Below are 15,702 nucleotides of genomic sequence, written 5' to 3'. Positions count from 1 at the left end.
CATCCCGTGGCACTCCAGGACATCACCGCCGCCTCCGTCAACGCTGCCATCGCCGAGTACGACGCCGTTCGGCGTCGAACTTGCCGTCGATGGTGCTCAACCGCTCCTAAGTAGCAGCGCGAAGACCTGGCGCGCCGGGATAGACGGGCTCTCAGCCCAACTTTGACCCAGGACGGCGGGGGCGAGGAGCGGCACGTCAGCCCATCTTCATTTGCCCGACGCGGCCGTGCCCGAGGTGCGGGCACGCGGGCAAAGTGAGCGGCCCGCGGTCCTCAGATGGTCCCCAGAGCAGTCCTTGATCTTTGACAAGTACATGCTTACTGTGGGCCGGCTAGGGCCAAGGAGTTGAGCGCTTCGGTGTGACGGTCCTCCAGCTTGCTGCCGCCGATCACATCAGGGGCACAGCGCTCGCCGGGCAGAGGTCCAGCTCGTCTTTCGCTTCGGGTGCTCGCTTAGGTTCCTGCCTTGCCGCGCCTTGGAAGACCTGACGGGCGGGGAGACCTGGCTGCCTAGGTCCACCGCGGCGCATCACGCCGGACAACGGGGTGCCGGACGGGGACCGGTGATCGCTCATCTCGGTCGGCACGAGGCCATACTTCCAACGCCGCAAGTCCAAGTGCTTTCTACGGTCAACTCGAGTAGACTCGGCCCCCGGCAACCCACTCAATCGACCTCCGCAAAGATTCGCCAGGCAAGTAGGATCAAAGGATTTTAGCATTGGACCCAGGGTCTCTCGCCACCGCAGCCGCAACCGCAGCAGCGAAGGCCCTCGGCGCGGGGCTTTTCAAGTCGGCAATCCCATCATGGCGGTGGATCTACGAAACAATAGTTCGCGATCCGAAAGCGATCCGGAAGTTCGAGACGTGGAGCGAGACGAAAGCGGCGAGGCACCATCAAGACAAGATTGCTTCCTACCTAAGAAGCCGAAAATGCGCAAGCCTGTTGCAGATGATGGCCTACCTCGAAGTCGCAGATCACGCGCAGTACCAGGAGGTCGAGCTGCGGAAAGACGGCGAAGAGAAAAGAATCAGGCGACAGGCAGAGCGAGATCAACTCGAATTCGCGTTTATTACGGAGCTCGCGCGCAAGTTACGCATGACGATCAAGGAAGTCGACCCCATCGCCGCGCCTCTTTGGCAGACACTCTGCGGGGACATAGCTGCCCGCACAAAGGCAGGACTGGCGAAAGGTGAAGGCACGAATCAGCGCGCTATGCATATGGTCCGTGTCATGCGTCCTGTAGGGGCTCCCGGGAGCACGACGAAGACATCGGCCGCCACACTGCGAGCCGAAATTCCGCTCAGCGAGTTGATGGCTGATCGAGTTGATGTTTTGCATTCAAGGATTCGCGAGCAGACTCGCCGGCAATACAAGATTGTCGAGATGCCTCACTCTACCACAGAGCACTTCAGCTCGGTCGATTCAGTATATGTCCGGCGAACTCTAACCATGCTACCTGAATCCGCGAGCGCCGTCAGAGCTGGAGGGGGAGTATCGGGCCTAAGAAACATCACTGAACCCGATATCGCCGATACATCTTGTGTGGTCGTTGGAAATCCAGGAGCAGGTAAGAGCACATTCGTCCGAAAGAGTCTCTACGACTCATCTGTCGCGTCGGCATGGGATGATGAAGGGCCCTGCTCGATCATGATCGAGCTCAAGAACTACCAAGACAACTCAGAGACGATTACAGGTGCTCTAGCAAGAGAAATAGCAAGGCTTCTACAAGAGGACGTTACCAAGGATGAAGTAGTCAGCCTGTTAAGAAGCGGGCTAATGAACGTCGTATTCGATGCCCTCGATGAAGTGGCAAACCTAGAAGGTCGACGTCGCACAGCAAAGGCAATTCAAGCCTTTGCGTTCAACTACCCATTGGCCAATATACTAGTTACCTGTCGCATCGAAACGTACTCCAGCGCTCCGCTCGAGAGGAAAGAGTTTCCCGTCTATGAGCTGAATGAATTTGATCGAGCCCAGGTGGCCGAATACTCGCGGCGCTGGTTCACAATCGTTGAGGGCTCAGGTAATCGCGGATACGCAGTCTCGACGCGATTCTTAAATCAGACAGATCACCTTAGGGATATCAGAAGCAACCCGCTGTTGCTTTCACTCTTGTGTTTGCTGCAACGTTACGACGGGGCAATACCAGACTCTCCTTCGGCTGCTTATGCTGCGTGCGCTGAACTGCTTCTTATTCGATGGGACCGACTCCGCGGTGTGCAACTCACCGTCCCCGCTGAGAACAGACTCCGACGCTTGGTGGAAGAGCTAGCCAGCTTCTTCTTCCTGAGTGAACATCCCCGTGATCGCGCGAGCGAGCGCCTACTACGAAGAGTAGTTCAAGCTGCGATATCACGTATCGTGGTCGCAGACGAGGAGTCGAACCATGAACTAGAGGAACGATTCTTCGAGCATTGCTCGGGCCGCGGCTGGGTTTTGACTCAGTTTGATCGGGATGAGAGAGGTGACCGGGTATACGGTTTCGCGCATCGCACGTTGATGGAGTACTATGCAGGACGCTACTTAGCACGCAATGCGAGATCGACGAAGGACCTTGCCGATGATTTGCGAGAGATGATTGTATCGGGAAGGAGCCTAGTCGCGCCCGACGTCGCATTGCGGGCGTACGATGCGACCGGAGATCTTGAAAGATGCGTGAGGCTGGTAGCAAACTCAACAACGGAAGTCGCCGCTAGTACGTCCCTTGCCCTCTTTCTTCTTCGATTTGTCGCTCGCGAAGACTTGGCGTGGGACGTCGTAAAGCTGGTTTTCTTAGGCTCTTTGGCTGTTGTTGCATCTTCACCGGACTACACTTTGCGGCAAGAGGTCCTCGCGTACAGCAGGCAGTTCTCGAATCGAACCCGCGGAGAAGCAGAAAGGGTACTTGCGGAGTTCGACGCGGATGGCCATCACTACTCAGCAATGCGATACGGTGCGGCTTACGTACTCCGAATTCACGAGACTCACCCAGAATTTGTACTGCACAATCTAAGATTAGGTCTGACAACGATATCGTCCGTCATCTCGGATCACGGGCCCGGTGTCTTCGTTGCCGTGCCAGTCTACCGGCCTAGCTCCAAGCAGGAGAGGTCTCCTACCTACACGGTTGGAGCTTTGGTCGACTCGCTCGATGAGTTATCCACGACTGGGCTGTTCCCAGCGAGCTTCAGTGAATTCGCGGGCACTGTTGGTTCGGACATGTGGCGCATCAGGATTCCTAATAAGGTGGTAGCTCAGCGCCTGAAGGATGGGTTAGAGAAAGCCCTGAGCAGCGAGAAGTCCGCCTGGAGATTGAGGCTCCATCATTGGGAGCTGCAATACGAGGTCTCTGCGTTCTACTCGCTGGGTTGTATCGCTGCTGCCGCCCTTTGGGAGCTCGGCTCGTCCTTCGAGGCCGAAAGACTTGTCCGCGAGATGTGGCAAGTCGCAGGCCTCCCGCGCACATGCGATCTAAGCTCTATCGGGGGCCTAGGGGAATGCCTCTCCGAACTGTGCGCACGGAGTGGAGCGTCTCGGAGAGGTGAAGATATGTTCGACATGTGGTCGGATAGCACCATCTCCGTCTTGGGTGTGACGACCACTACCTCGCGGAAAATATGAACCACCCGGCAGATCGACGTCTCGTCTACCGTAGCATCGCAGATATGTGGATTCGGCATAACGCTCCGTCTAGGACGCACCCCTGACGGGCAGGTTGTGCTCGCAACCTAGTGCTCCTCCGCTGGAGAAGCGGGGTCCAAATACCTCGTTGACGAGGGGCGAACAGCGGGCCGATAGCCCCGGCTAGCAGCCTTTAAGCCGGAGCGTTTTCACGAGTCAGGGCGACCAGGACCACCGCCGGCTATACCAGCCCTGACCTGGCTGTTGACCTTCTGGTGGTTCCGGTCGTCTCCGGGCTCGTCGAGGGCTCCCGTGCCCCAAGCGTGACCCGACAGTCGATCTCAGGACCAACCGCGAGCAACCGCCCAGAGGCTGAGTCGGCGACCGTCGCGACGGAGGGCAAGCGACGTCCGGAGAAGCTTCACAGCGATAGAGGCTTGAGCACCGAGGGCACCGCCCTTGATCTTGGTCCCGTTGCCCCAACGCTGGGTCCCTGCTCTCCCCGTCGGCCAGGTCCTCCCGAAGCGCGCCAGGGGCAGGGGGCCAGGTGGAGCACCCGGCGGCTGAACGACCTGGCCCCCTGCCCCTGGGGTGCTACGCCTCCGGTGGCCGACGGGGAGACTTGCCCCCTCCCCGGAGGTCGCCTGGGGTGCGGGGGCGGCGAGCGCCCCGCCGGGATATCAGACACGGTCCGACCGGGCCCTCAGATGCGAAGACGACTTCAGCCGGACAGCAATGACGCTACGGCGCCTGCGGCCGCACCAAGAAGCGTTGAGAGTGAGACAACAGCCACCTCGAACTCCTTCTTACGCACCTCATCTAGTGCCACGACCGTCTCGCGAGCTGACTTCAGATCATCGAGCTGCGAAAATTCTGCAGCCTCCTTCATCTCGCCTAGAATTGCCACCTCCTCCCCCTGGCTCTCGAACTCACGCAACCCGTTTTCGTACTGCCGCTTATGACGCGACTCGGTATTCTCAAGTTCGATTACCAAGATTAGAGTATTGCGAGCCGCCCTCCCGGAGCGAAAGAGTCGGTATAAGAGGGCCCCAAGACCGTGCGCTCGATACCGTTTGACGAGTTCCTCTCGCGCTCTCTCGGCAACGTCAGCGTTCTTGATTCTGATGGCCCGCGCGACACTTAGAGAGTAGAAGAAGGCCAACTGGCGAGCCAAAATCGGCGGTACACTTCTTGCAAATTCTGCCACAGATTCAGCACTGCGCTCCTTATGGAAGAGGTACTCGGCGTACCCAAGCTGCCCGCGGCGCTCGAATAGCATGTTGCCGAGAGGAGACGCCTTGCCTTCGTTGAGGTCTGCGGCATCATCAACAACAGAGAAGTTCGCGTGAAAGGGACTGGGGCCGACAGTGACCAGTTTTAGACGCGACTCGCGACGGGTCCGCAGCTCGTTCTCCAGGAACTCACGAACCAGAAAGACGGCGTCGCTAGGATCGTTCTCGGCCAAGTCACCCTCTAAACAACGAACAATGGTGGCCGGCCCTTCAAACTCGTAGTAGGTGATCAGCCTGAATTGGGTGCAGTCGAGAATGGGAGCGACCGCGCCGAACAGGCCCTCCTGAACCCGCAAAGGAATCGTTACCTCGAAGGTGAGCGTTCCACCTCCAGGCTGAATCACTTGAAGATCGTCAGGTAAATCGCCCTCAAGTACCTTAACTTCATCAGCGCCGACCCAGCCACCGTCTAGGGCGAACTCGATCTCTGAAACGGAGGGAATCTTCTCCAATTCTGCCTTTACGAACCTCTCCCACGACTGAGCGTCGCGCGCAATCCCCAGCGGCACGAAGTAGAAGCACCCCGCCCCAAACCGTGCGACTACTGTCATAGGTAGGTTCTCCCCCCATCCGGCGCACACAGACCATGCCATCCTGTTAATCTCAACTGTAGATGCGTCCTTATCGTGTCAGCTGCTCGCCCCGTTACAGTTGGACCACGCCCCCACGTGCCACTGGGAACTTCAGGCGCGTCCCAACCATTTGTGTGTGCGGCGTCTAGTGGCCTGTGCCGACCTGCGGTTGGCCGGGCGTGCCCGCGCCAGCCGCCGGGCCGAAGGCAGGAGGCGGGCTGGCAGCGGAGCCGCCCGGTCCGGCCCGTGAGGGCCGGCTTGAAGACGTAAAGAAAGTTCTCACCGCTTAGCTGGGCGGCGAGTCCGGCAAGATCGCCGAACTTAGTCATCGTGGAGGGAACAGGTCGAAGGGGGCGAGGGCGCCAGTTGGGCCTCTTCTGCGCTGCCCTATACTCACGTGGAGGCATTGCAAGCTAGGAGACGGTTGCGCGACGAGGTCGCCAGACAGATGGAGGCTTTGATTGAGCGATCCTATCCGTCGGACTCGCAAGCAGCTCACAGAAATGTTGTTCGAGAGCCTTGAATTCCTTCGAGTGTCCGCGGACGCCTACGACGAGGGCCACGAGGCAGAAGCCAAGCGTCTCGCAGTCACGTTGCGCGTACTGTTCTTCGATAAGGGAACTTCTCACTCTCTATTAAGACAGCTAGGCCTCAAAGAGCGGTTGGCATATTTCGATACGGCCCCGGACATCAACCCCCAGAACATACTTGCGACGCTCGGGCTCGCCCAGACGTACAGGACGCTCCCCAAGTCTCCAGGTCCCTACTTCGCCGGACTCGACGAATTGCCACCGCCCTTCCTGAGCAGGCGAAGCAATTTCGACCACTGGTGGACGCGTTCGGTCGCGAAAGAGCAGGATGGCACGGAGTGGAGCCGCGAAAACTTCGTGCTTACCCTCGCAAACAAGGAAGGTGGTGCCCACGTTCACCGGAACGTCTACGCCCCCTACCACAAACTTGCAGAGGAGAATGGCCTTGGCATGGCCTTCTTTGACGAGCACGGACGCGAGCTGGAGCTGAAGAACAACTTCGCTTTGGCCTCTGTAAGGCAGATAGCTCACGAGTTCATGAAGACGGCGAAATCCCCTGCATACATTCGCAATAGCTAGGAAGACCGCGAAATCGCATTTGTCACGACTGACAGGGCCTACAATGCTGGCTACTATATCGGCGACGGCACTCGTGGTCGCTCTCGCCTCCCTTCTCGTTGCGTTCAGAACTTACGTGCGCGCTGGACCGTCGCTGCACGTTCTCGTATGGAAGCGGGCTGGCGTTGGCCGTGGAGGGCGCACCTTTGTAGTCTTAGTTGCCAATGCAGGTCATCAAGCGACGACTGTTGCAGACATTGGCCTAGAGTCGCACGCAGACGGCAGACGACTATCAGCTAAGAACCTTCGGGAGAATCAAAAGGATGTGGCCGGACCCTCGTTCGGACATCGAATTGAGGGCATGGACTACGCGGAATGGGAGATCGAAGGAATCCATCCAGCGCAGGCCTTCGGTGCCGAAACCCCGGTTCGCGGTGTTGTACAGTACATCGAACCAAAGCAAGGTTTGGTGTTTACGTACGGCGAGTCGAAGAACGCCGAATTTAATGCGAGCCCAGGCCCGGACGCCGTGGAAGCAGTGCTCGCCCGCCCACAGTCCCTCCTAGTACGGGTTGTGAAGTACGCCGGGAGAAATAGATGAGCCGTCTGCACGCCGCACGTCGGGAGTGTATAGAGTGGCACCGTGCCGACCTTCGCCGATGCTCGAGCTCTCGCGGAGCTGGCGCTTGCAGAGCATCTGCCGAATCGGTGGCGTCATGTGCAGTCAGTCGCTAGAGAAGCGAGGCGCATTGTCGATATTGACGGGGTAGATCGCGATTCGCTGATCCAGTCGGCCGTCCTCCACGACATCGGATACTCACCTGTTGTCGCGCGGGTGGGATTCCATCCGCTCGACGGAGCACGATTTCTCGGCGCACGTGGATACGGCAGCGAGGTCGTCGGTCTGGTCGCGCACCATTCAGCAGCGACGATCGAGGCGGAACTCCGAGCGGTTGACGGACTGGCCGCCTTCGAGGACGAGCAGAGCCCGACGCGCGATGCGCTTTGGTACTGCGATGCGGTGACTGGCCCGACCGGTGAGCGGTTGAGCCCAGACGAGCGATGGGCAGAGATCAGGCGGCGTTACGGACCGGATCACGTCGTGACTCGGTTTCTCGATCTGGCGGAGCCGTCACTGCGGGCGGCGGTCGATCGGACCGTTTCTCGGATGCGGGCTGCTGGAATCGCTCAGTCGATGTGAGGAGCCCCGGCGTTGAGGCCGTGCTCGACGCGCAGACGCATGGTCGGGTGCATCTCGAGTTGGTCGAGCTGGCTCGGATCGACCCACCGTACGACGCGGCTCTCAGTGCTGGTCGCCAGGTCACCCGCTAAGGGTCGGGCGCGGAGGCAGACCGAGAACTCCTGGCGCACCTCGCCGTCGTCGTAGCTGATGACGTGGCGCGGGTCCGAGTAGACCCCGACGATGCCGGTCACCTCGACCTTGAGGCCGGTCTCCTCTCGGGTCTCGCGCACCGCGGCCTGGCTCACCGACTCGCCGAGGTCCTGTGCACCGCCTGGGAGTGCCCACAGACCGTTGTCGGTGCGCTGGATGAGCAGGACCCGCCCATGGTCGTCGAGGACCACCGCGGCCACGGCCACGACGAGGCTGTTGGCAGCGGGAGCCGCAGGATCGTCGTAGTAGTCGGTCTTGCCCACGCCACCAGACCTACCACTTCGGAGGCTTGGCGGCCTCCCACACGGTGTCGAAGCTCTGCGCGTAGGTCTCGAACATCAGGCCCGCCGAGAGCCGGCGCAGGTGCATCGCGGGTGCATGCGGTGCGGGGGCGCCGTAGACGTGTGGGTTGACGATCATCTCGTCGTCATAACGGTAGATGGAGTTGTAGAGCGTTGTGCTGTGGCAGCGAATCTCGATGCCGGGAGCGTCGGCGATCCGGCCGAAGAACGCGAGCGCGTTGCGAATCTTCGCAGAGATGGCGTTGCGTCCGATCCCTTCGTCGGTGCTGCGGCGCATCACTTCGCGGCTGTTCGGGTCCCCGAACAGCAGCCTTATGCGCCCGCCGGCTGAGCCCTTCTCACGGAGCGCGGGAAGCAGCGCGGGGTTCTCCGTTAGGAACATCCCGACGTAGACGAGGATGTCGACTCGCGAGCCAGCTTCGCTGAGCAGGCGATCCCACAGCTCGCGAGGGACGGCGTTGCGACTCGGGTAGACCTTGACGACTTCGGAGTTCGACGCCTCTTCGATCTTCTGGTCAGAGTTCGCCGAAGGCCAGAGGTAGGACTCGGCTTCGGCCAGCACGGTCGCGACAGTCCGACGGTGCCGCGGGTAAGGCACGCGGTCCTGAGTGATCCAGCGCTCGACGGTCTTTGGGTCAACGCCGGTGCGCTGGGCGATGTCCTCCAGGGTGGTCCCGCCTCGATGTAGCGCGTCGCGTAGCCGCTCGTTCGCCATGACCAGGACCCTCCAGGGGACGTCTTGGACGTCTGAGACTCTCAAGGACGTCCGGAGATGTCCAGCCATGTGGTGTGGTCGTCCTTCTGATTCCCGGAGTCTTCGAGGTGCCCCGATGCCGGGGCCATCACCTCGAAGTCCCTGGGAGGACGACATGGCAACGATCAAGGTGGACATCTCGGAGGATCGCTACAGCGTCGGTGCGGCGCCCAAGCCAAAGACTGATATGCAGGGCCGCCAGCGCACCGACCGCCTCAGCGGTATCGGACTGTCGGTCACACAGCTGGTCAAGATCGGCCCCGAGGGTGCCGAGGTTCTCAATTGCACCACCGCCGGCGTGCCCGACGTAGCTGTTGGCGACGAGGTCCGGCCGCGCAACCTGATTGCGATTCCCTGGCAGCAGGACGGCCGCTCGGGGGTGTCGTTCAAGGCCGACGCGATCGAGACCATCCCGGCCGGCCAGACCCCGAGCGCGAAGGGCGCCGGCTCGTGACTGCCGCCGATACAACCCGGTCCGAGGCGCTGTGGCAGGGCCTCAACCCGAACCAGGCCGGCGGCAGCGAGTGCGTCATGTGCGAGCGGTCCTTCACCTGGCCCGCGCTGCCCGACCCGTACCGGCCCGAGCCGATCCCCGGCACCCGCACTGGCCCAGCAGGCATCCCCGCCGTCCCAGTCGGTTGCTCCGAGACCGGATCGCAGGTCTTCGCCTGCGCGGGCATCTGCGCCGCTCTCGCCTGGCCCGACTGACCGCTCACTCGTCCGCTCCCGGGGGTCGGGGCTGGCTTCCCCACAGCCCCGACCCCTCCTCTCGTCTCGCCCACGGTCGGCGATGCCCGGCCTGTCTGCTCCGGAGTGATCTGTCATGGCTCGCAACACCGCCGGCCGTCCCGCCACCCGCCCGATCGTGCGCCGTGCCCGCACCGACTCGTTCGAGGTCATAAGCAACCCCGTCACCCACCCCTCCGCCAGGCTCGCCGGCCTCACCATCCGGCTTCGCGCCGAGCTGACCGCCCTGGCGCTGGTGTTCGCGTTTCTCGCCGTCGCCTACTCCTGGCTCCCGCCCGCCGCCGCGTCAGCGGTCATCGCCATCACGGTGGCCGCTGTTCTCGCGGTGCCAGCGTTCCGGCGCTTCGTCTCGCGCCGGGCTTCTGCGGTGATGACCCGCCACCGGCTCCGCCAGGTCCTCGTCGAGCGCCGCTGCCTGAACTTCTCCCGCCACGCCCCGCTCTTCCTCTGGTCCCGTCCGAACAAGGTCGGCGACACCGTGTGGCTGCTGCTCCGGGCCGGGATTAGCCCCTCCGACGTCGAGGACGAGGTCGAGTGGATCGCCTCGGGCTGCTTCGCCCGCGACGCCCGCGTCACGCCGACGAGGCGCATGACCGCCCTGGTGAAGGTCGAGGTCATCCGCCGCGACCCGCTCGCCAAGGAGCTGATCGCCTCCGAGCTGGACGACTGGACCGCCGCCACCGGCCAGGCGCCCCCGCGCGGGGCCATGATCGTCCCGCCGACGCCGGCCAATCAGCACCACTCCGGTACCGCTCGGGCGGCTGCCACGAACGGCGTGCCGGTCCCGCGGCCCACGCTCGACGAGCGCGACGACGTCCCGGTTGTCATCGACCAGGCCGAGAACGCCGAGCCGGAGCGCTCGAAGGAAGACCGGGCGGTCGTGCACGACCGTGGCGGGGACTGGTCGGACTATGTCTGAGCCGACCCGCTTGCGCGCCCTGCTGCGCGACTGGCGCACCGCCGTCACCACCACCGCCAGCCTGTGTGACGAGGCCCCGGAGCCCTCGGCGCTCTCGATCTGGGAGCCAATCCACCTCGGGGTCGACGAGTACGGACAGCCGGTCCGCGTCATCTTGACCTACCGCAACATGCTCCTGGCCGGGGAGCCCGGCGCGGGCAAGTCGGTCGGGCTGAACCTCCCGGTCGGCCACGCCGCCCTGTCCACCGACTGCGACCTGTGGCTCTTCGACGGCAAGCTCGTCGAACTCGGCCTCTGGCGCTCGTGCGCGCGGCGGTTCGTCGGCCCCAACCTCGACGACGCCCTGAGCGCCCTGGGCGACCTCCAGGCCGAGATGGATCGTCGCTACGACCTGCTCGACGCCCAGCGTCGTCGCAAGATCACCCCCGACGACGCCAGCACGCACGGCATCTCACCGGTGGTGGCCGTGTTCGACGAGGTCGCCTACTACTCGGCGACCGTGGGCGCCAAGGCGCAGCGGGAAGCCTTCTCCGTGGCCGTGCGCGACCTGGTAGCCCGGGGCCGTGCCGCCGGGATCATCGTCGTGGCCGCCACTCAACGACCGTCGTCGGACATCATCCCGACCAGCCTGCGGGACCTGTTCGGCTACCGGTGGGCGTTCCGCTGCACCACCGACAGCAGCTCGGACATCGTCCTCGGGGCCGGCTGGGCCACCCGAGGCCACACCGCCGTCGCCATCGCCCCGGAGGACAAGGGCGTCGGCCTGCTGCTCGCTGAGGGCGGCGAACCGCGCCGCATCAAGTCCGCCTACCTGTCCGACGAGCAGGTCTATGCCCTGGCCGAGCGCGCCGCGTCCCTGCGGCACGGCCACGGGAGCGCGGCGTGAACGCCCCGGCACGCCGTGAGGTCGGGGTCGGCGATATCCCGGTGGACCGGGTCACTCGGCTGTGCGCGGCGAACATCGCGCCGGTGATGGACGCCGCCGCGGTCGTGCTTGTCGTGCGCCTGACGATCGGGCCGAACCGCACCATCGAGGTCCTGCTCTCGCCCGACGAGGCCGACCTGCTCGGGCGCGACCTGCGGGCCAACGCCCGCTATCTCGCCAGCTGCGACCCCAGCATCGACACCCGCATCTCGGACCGGCGATGACGACCACCAGGGCGCGCGTGGCGCGGTCGGAGACGGTCGAGGAGCTGGGTGCTCGTCGACGAGCTCGCGACGCCGTCACTGCCTCCCTCGCCGAGGTCGCAGCTGCGGTCCGCGACGACCACGACCGGTGGATGAGCCACATCGCCGGCGCCGCCGGCTGCTCGCACCCCATCCGGCTGGTCGGAAACGTGACTCACGTCGAGGCCTCCACCTGGCGCATCACCCGCGACGTCCACACCACCGAGATGCCCGACGGGGTGCTCTACACCCCGTGCGGCAACCGCCGAGCCTCGGTGTGCGCCGGCTGCGCAGAGACCTACCGCGCCGACACCTACCAGCTCGTCGCGGCCGGACTCGTCGGCGGCAAGGGCGTCCCCGCCTCAGTGTCGGAGCACCCGTGTGTGTTCCTCACCGTCACCGCCCCCTCCTTCGGCCCGGTGCACGCGCACCGCACCGACCGCGCCGGGCGCACCATCGCCTGCCGCCCGCGACGCCACCTCGAGCACTGCCCGCACGGCGCCCCGCTGGCCTGCTTCGACCGCCACGACGACGACGCCCCGGAGCTGGGTCGCCCGCTGTGCCTGGACTGCTACGACCACCCCACCCAGGCGGTGTGGAACCTGCATGCCGGAGAGCTGTGGCGCCGCACGATGATCGCCGCCCGACGCGGGATCACAGCGCTGGAGAAGCGCCACCACATCAAGCTGCGACTGAGCTACACCAAGGTCGCCGAGTTCCAGGCGCGCGGCGCGGTGCACCTGCACGCCCTGGTCCGCCTCGACGGCCGCGACCCCACCGACCCCGACGCCGTCCTGGTCCCGGACGCCCGCGTCGGCGCCCACCACCTCGCCACCGTCCTCCGCCGCGCCGTGGAAGAGACTCGGTTCGTCACCGCTCCGCATCCGGCCCGCGAGCTGGGCTGGCCTATCGTGTGGGGCGAACAGGTCGACCCCCGCCCCGTCCGGCTCTCCCGGCTCGACCTCGACGACTCCGGCGAAATCACCACCGGCGCCGTCGCCGGCTACCTCGCGAAGTACGCCACCAAGGCGACCGAGCTGGCCGGCCACGCCTCGACGCGCCTGCGTCCCGACACCGTGCGGGACTACGCGCGCCTCGACACCCACCCCGGCCGCCAGATCGACGCCTGCTGGCACCTCGGCACCCGTCCCGAGACCGTCGACGCCGAGGAGTGGGCCGCCGGCTGGGGCCGGCTCCGGCGCTGGGCGCACATGCTCGGGTTTGGCGGCCACTTCTCCACCCGGTCCCGCCGCTACTCCACCACCCTCGCTGCCTTGCGCCAGGCCCGCCGCGACTGGCGCCGTGAGCACGCCCCACATCCCGACGAGGACGACGAACTGGCCGACGAGGACACCACCGAGGTCATCGTCAACTCCCTGGCCTTCGCCGGCATCGGCTGGCACACCAGCGCCGACGCGCTGCTGGCGAACACGTCGGCGGCCAACGCGCGGGCAAGGCGGCGTGCGGCGAAGGAGGAGACCACGACGCCTGCATGATCGAGGAGGAGTGATGGCAACAGGAGTGATGAACCCGCGGCTCGCGAAGCTGTGGACGGTGCAGGACGTGGCGACGTTCCTGGGCGTCCCGGTGAAGACGATCTACTCGTGGCGTTCGACGGGCTACGGCCCTCGTGCGCGCAAGGTCGGCCGCTTCCTGCGGTACGACCCGGAGGAGGTGCGCCGCTGGTTCGACGCCCTTACCGACGAGGTGGCCTGACCCGTGGGCCGCCCACCGCTGCCGGTCGGAGCCCACGGCAAGATCAGGTTCTACGAGCTGGCCTCCGGTGGTGTCCGAGCCATGACGAAGGTCCGGGATGCGGATGGCGTCACCCGTCCCGTCGAGCGCTCGGGCAAGTCCCGTGCGGCGGCGGAGCGGGCGTTGAAGTCCCACCTGCGGACTCGGCAGGCGCCGACCGGCGGGGAGATCACCGCGGACACCCGAGTCGAGAAGCTGGTCGAACGGTTCCTGGCCGAGACGAAGCGCCGCCGCAAGGGCACGACGTACGACACCTACGAGATGCACGCTCGGAACCACGTCGTGCCGGCGCTGGGCCAGCTCCGGGTTCGTGAGGTGACGGTGGCTCGAGTCGACGTGTTCCTGCGCTCGTGCGAGGCGCGGCTGTCGGCGAACACCACCCGCAGCGTCCGGACGGTCATCTCCGGGGCGATGGCGCTGGCGGCACGGTTCGGCGCGATCTCGACGAACCCGGTCCGGGACGCCGGCCACATCGAGGGCTCGCCGAAGGATGTGCGGGCGCTGACCCGGTCGGAGCGGGTGGAGCTGCTGGGCAAGCTCGACGCCGACGAGGATGCGTTCCGCTTCGACCTGCCCGACCTCGTGCGGTTCATGCTCGCGACGGGTTGCCGCATCGGTGAGGTTCTGGCCGTGCAGGACCACGCGATCGACTGGCAGGCCGAGACGGTGGCGATCGTGGCGAACATCGTGCGGGTCAAGCGCGTCGGCCTGGTCCGCCACGAGGGGAAGACGTTCGCCTCGCAACGGGTCCTGCCGCTCCCGGCGTTCGCGATGGCGATGCTGACCGAGCGGCGGCCGGCTGACGTGCTGCCGGACTCGATGGTCTTCCCGAACTCCCGCGGTCACGGTCTGGGGCGGGACTCGTGGCGCGATCCGCACAACACCGGCGCCCGGTTGCGGACCACGCTCGACCTGGCCGGCTTCGAGTGGGTCACAAGCCACGTCTTCCGCAAGACCGCGGCCACGGTGCTCGATCAGCACGGCCTCTCGGCGCGGGCCATCGCCGGCCACATCGGGCACGCCCGGCCCTCGATCACGCAGGACGTCTACATGGACAAGCGAGCCGCCGGCCGCGAGGCCGCCGACGCCCTCGACAGCGCCTGGGGATCAGCGGAAGCCGACGAAAAGTGAGGGAAAAGAGTGGTTCGATCTTGAGCGTCGGTCGCGGATCGCGCGCTGACCTGCGGAGATGGTGGGGCAGGTCGGGCTCGAACCGACGACCTGACGGATTATGAGTCCGCTGCTCTGACCAGCTGAGCTACTGCCCCCCGGGCCGCGGACCTCCGGAGACCCGCCCCGGGCGTCGCGGCGGGGCGAGCGTACGACACCGCCGGGTGAGGCAGGCGCGACCACCGCGCTCGGCCGTTCATCCCGCGCGGGGGGCACCTTGCGCATGATCGACGAGCCGGAGCGCCTGCCGGAACGTGCCCCTCGCGGGGCGAGGCACCGCCACCATGTCGATCACGTGACCCCCCGTTACCGAGAAGTGACATCTCGGAGATCCGCGAGTACGCGACCGGACACCGCCTCGACATGCGACATCGACGACGAGGCGCGACGAACGGTCGTCACGGCTCGTGATGATCTCGTTACCGAGCGACCGAAGGAGCCGTTCTGGCTTGAATCGGGCGTCTGACGGCGGTCATGGTTCGGCCGTTCGGTCCACTGCTGGTCCGAACGTGTTCACCGTCCTGATCGGGAAGGACCCCTCATGAAGAAGAGCACGATGCGTCTCGCGTTCGCCGCTGTCGCCGTCCCGGCGGCCGTCACCGGCTTCACCGCCCCGGCGGCCAACGCGGTCGAGCTGGCCCCCTACGCCCACCAGCTCGACAAGGACGTCGCGGCCACCGAGGCCGAGGTCGGCGCGGTCGTCGACGACCTGGGCTTCGCGGCCGAGTAGGACCGAGCAGGAACCGGCCGGCACCCGCCGGAGCACGACCAGCACGACGAGCCGCTCCCCACAACAGCTTCCGCGAGGGCCCGGGCCGGGCCAGTTCCCCACGGGAGCCCGACCCGGGCCCTTTGCGCTGCGCGCTCGTGAGCGCCTCTCGGTGTCCTGGCACGGACACGCACTCACGAGCGCGCAGCGCAAAGGCTGGACACGGTCGCGATC

General features: G+C 65.0%; 15 protein-coding genes and 1 tRNA gene. 12 read left to right on the top strand and 4 right to left on the bottom strand.

What is annotated here, in order from left to right; translation table 11 throughout:
- Positions 1-717 precede the first annotated feature (717 nt).
- Entirely contained in the window at positions 718-3,600 is a 2,883-nt protein-coding gene (locus PH189_RS05670; RefSeq protein ID WP_274187782.1) for an NACHT domain-containing protein, read from the top strand.
- Positions 3,601-4,321: 721 nt separating this feature from the next.
- On the opposite strand, the gene PH189_RS05665 is transcribed toward PH189_RS05670, so the two are convergent.
- Entirely contained in the window at positions 4,322-5,401 is a 1,080-nt protein-coding gene (locus PH189_RS05665) for a hypothetical protein (RefSeq protein WP_274187781.1), read from the bottom strand.
- A gap of 566 nt (positions 5,402-5,967) precedes the next feature.
- On the opposite strand from PH189_RS05665, the gene PH189_RS05660 reads away from it, so the two are divergent.
- Both PH189_RS05660 and PH189_RS05655 read left to right on the top strand, forming a co-directional pair.
- Positions 5,968-6,573 carry a hypothetical protein gene (locus PH189_RS05660; protein WP_274187780.1) on the top strand — a complete coding sequence of 202 codons (606 nt, stop codon included), beginning with the start codon at positions 5,968-5,970 and terminating at the stop codon, positions 6,571-6,573.
- 622 nt (positions 6,574-7,195) lie between these two features.
- The gene (locus PH189_RS05655; RefSeq protein ID WP_274187779.1) at positions 7,196-7,753 is read left to right on the top strand and encodes an HD domain-containing protein; all 558 of its coding nucleotides are present in this window, start codon (positions 7,196-7,198) and stop codon (positions 7,751-7,753) included.
- Here the strand turns inward: PH189_RS05655 and PH189_RS05650 are convergent.
- Positions 7,741-8,208, bottom strand: a complete 468-nt coding sequence (locus tag PH189_RS05650) for an NUDIX hydrolase (RefSeq protein WP_274187778.1) — start codon at positions 8,206-8,208, stop codon at positions 7,741-7,743. The two genes, PH189_RS05655 and PH189_RS05650, sit on opposite strands and share 13 nt — an antisense overlap.
- A 10-nt stretch (positions 8,209-8,218) precedes the next feature.
- Positions 8,219-8,962 carry a DUF5919 domain-containing protein gene (locus PH189_RS05645; RefSeq protein WP_274187777.1) on the bottom strand — a complete coding sequence of 248 codons (744 nt, stop codon included), beginning with the start codon at positions 8,960-8,962 and terminating at the stop codon, positions 8,219-8,221.
- Between the two features lie 154 nt (positions 8,963-9,116).
- Here PH189_RS05645 and PH189_RS05640 point away from each other — a divergent pair, with 154 nt between their 5' ends.
- The 8 genes from PH189_RS05640 to PH189_RS05605 all read left to right on the top strand — a co-directional run bounded on the left by PH189_RS05640 (position 9,117) and on the right by PH189_RS05605 (position 14,720).
- A complete protein-coding gene (locus tag PH189_RS05640; RefSeq protein WP_274187776.1) occupies positions 9,117-9,455 on the top strand; it encodes a hypothetical protein in 339 nt (112 codons plus the stop codon).
- Positions 9,452-9,709, top strand: coding sequence for a hypothetical protein (locus PH189_RS05635; protein ID WP_274187775.1), 258 nt, complete (start codon positions 9,452-9,454; stop codon positions 9,707-9,709). The genes PH189_RS05640 and PH189_RS05635 overlap by 4 nt, the downstream gene beginning before the upstream one ends.
- 115 nt (positions 9,710-9,824) lie before the next feature.
- Positions 9,825-10,667, top strand: a complete 843-nt coding sequence (locus PH189_RS05630; RefSeq protein WP_274187774.1) for a hypothetical protein — start codon at positions 9,825-9,827, stop codon at positions 10,665-10,667.
- On the top strand, positions 10,660-11,553 hold the full coding sequence (locus PH189_RS05625; protein WP_274187773.1) for an FtsK/SpoIIIE domain-containing protein: 894 nt from the start codon (positions 10,660-10,662) through the stop codon (positions 11,551-11,553). Before PH189_RS05630 ends, PH189_RS05625 begins: the two co-directional genes overlap by 8 nt.
- Positions 11,550-11,816, top strand: coding sequence for a hypothetical protein (locus PH189_RS05620; protein ID WP_274187772.1), 267 nt, complete (start codon positions 11,550-11,552; stop codon positions 11,814-11,816). Before PH189_RS05625 ends, PH189_RS05620 begins: the two co-directional genes overlap by 4 nt.
- On the top strand, positions 11,813-13,330 hold the full coding sequence (locus PH189_RS05615) for a replication initiator (RefSeq protein ID WP_274187771.1): 1,518 nt from the start codon (positions 11,813-11,815) through the stop codon (positions 13,328-13,330). The genes PH189_RS05620 and PH189_RS05615 overlap by 4 nt, the downstream gene beginning before the upstream one ends.
- A 13-nt stretch (positions 13,331-13,343) precedes the next feature.
- Positions 13,344-13,550, top strand: coding sequence for a helix-turn-helix transcriptional regulator (locus tag PH189_RS05610; RefSeq protein WP_274187770.1), 207 nt, complete (start codon positions 13,344-13,346; stop codon positions 13,548-13,550).
- 3 nt (positions 13,551-13,553) lie between these two features.
- Complete coding sequence (locus PH189_RS05605; RefSeq protein ID WP_274187769.1) at positions 13,554-14,720, top strand: tyrosine-type recombinase/integrase; 1,167 nt, start codon at positions 13,554-13,556, stop codon at positions 14,718-14,720.
- Between the two features lie 59 nt (positions 14,721-14,779).
- Here the strand turns inward: PH189_RS05605 and PH189_RS05600 are convergent.
- Positions 14,780-14,857: transfer RNA gene (locus PH189_RS05600), tRNA-Ile, on the bottom strand.
- A 443-nt stretch (positions 14,858-15,300) separates the two neighbouring features.
- Here PH189_RS05600 and PH189_RS05595 point away from each other — a divergent pair.
- Entirely contained in the window at positions 15,301-15,489 is a 189-nt protein-coding gene (locus PH189_RS05595) for a hypothetical protein (RefSeq protein WP_274187768.1), read from the top strand.
- Positions 15,490-15,702 lie beyond the last annotated feature (213 nt).

The sequence above is a fragment of the Actinomycetospora chibensis genome (assembly GCF_028737215.1).
Taxonomy (GTDB): Bacteria; Actinomycetota; Actinomycetes; order Mycobacteriales; family Pseudonocardiaceae; genus Actinomycetospora; species Actinomycetospora chibensis.
Note: the sequence above shows the minus strand (reverse complement) of the source record. Positions and strands in the feature narration are given on the sequence as shown.

Excerpts from the sequence above, each read along its gene's own strand:
- PH189_RS05660 (WP_274187780.1), top strand. The coding sequence starts at position 5,968 with ATGTTGTTCGAGAGCCTTGAATTCCTTCGAGTGTCCGCGGACGCCTAC.
- PH189_RS05645 (WP_274187777.1), bottom strand. The coding sequence starts at position 8,962 with ATGGCGAACGAGCGGCTACGCGACGCGCTACATCGAGGCGGGACCACC.
- PH189_RS05640 (WP_274187776.1), top strand. The coding sequence starts at position 9,117 with ATGGCAACGATCAAGGTGGACATCTCGGAGGATCGCTACAGCGTCGGT.
- PH189_RS05630 (WP_274187774.1), top strand. The coding sequence starts at position 9,825 with ATGGCTCGCAACACCGCCGGCCGTCCCGCCACCCGCCCGATCGTGCGC.
- PH189_RS05625 (WP_274187773.1), top strand. The coding sequence starts at position 10,660 with ATGTCTGAGCCGACCCGCTTGCGCGCCCTGCTGCGCGACTGGCGCACC.
- PH189_RS05615 (WP_274187771.1), top strand. The coding sequence starts at position 11,813 with ATGACGACCACCAGGGCGCGCGTGGCGCGGTCGGAGACGGTCGAGGAG.
- PH189_RS05610 (WP_274187770.1), top strand. The coding sequence starts at position 13,344 with ATGGCAACAGGAGTGATGAACCCGCGGCTCGCGAAGCTGTGGACGGTG.
- PH189_RS05595 (WP_274187768.1), top strand. The coding sequence starts at position 15,301 with ATGAAGAAGAGCACGATGCGTCTCGCGTTCGCCGCTGTCGCCGTCCCG.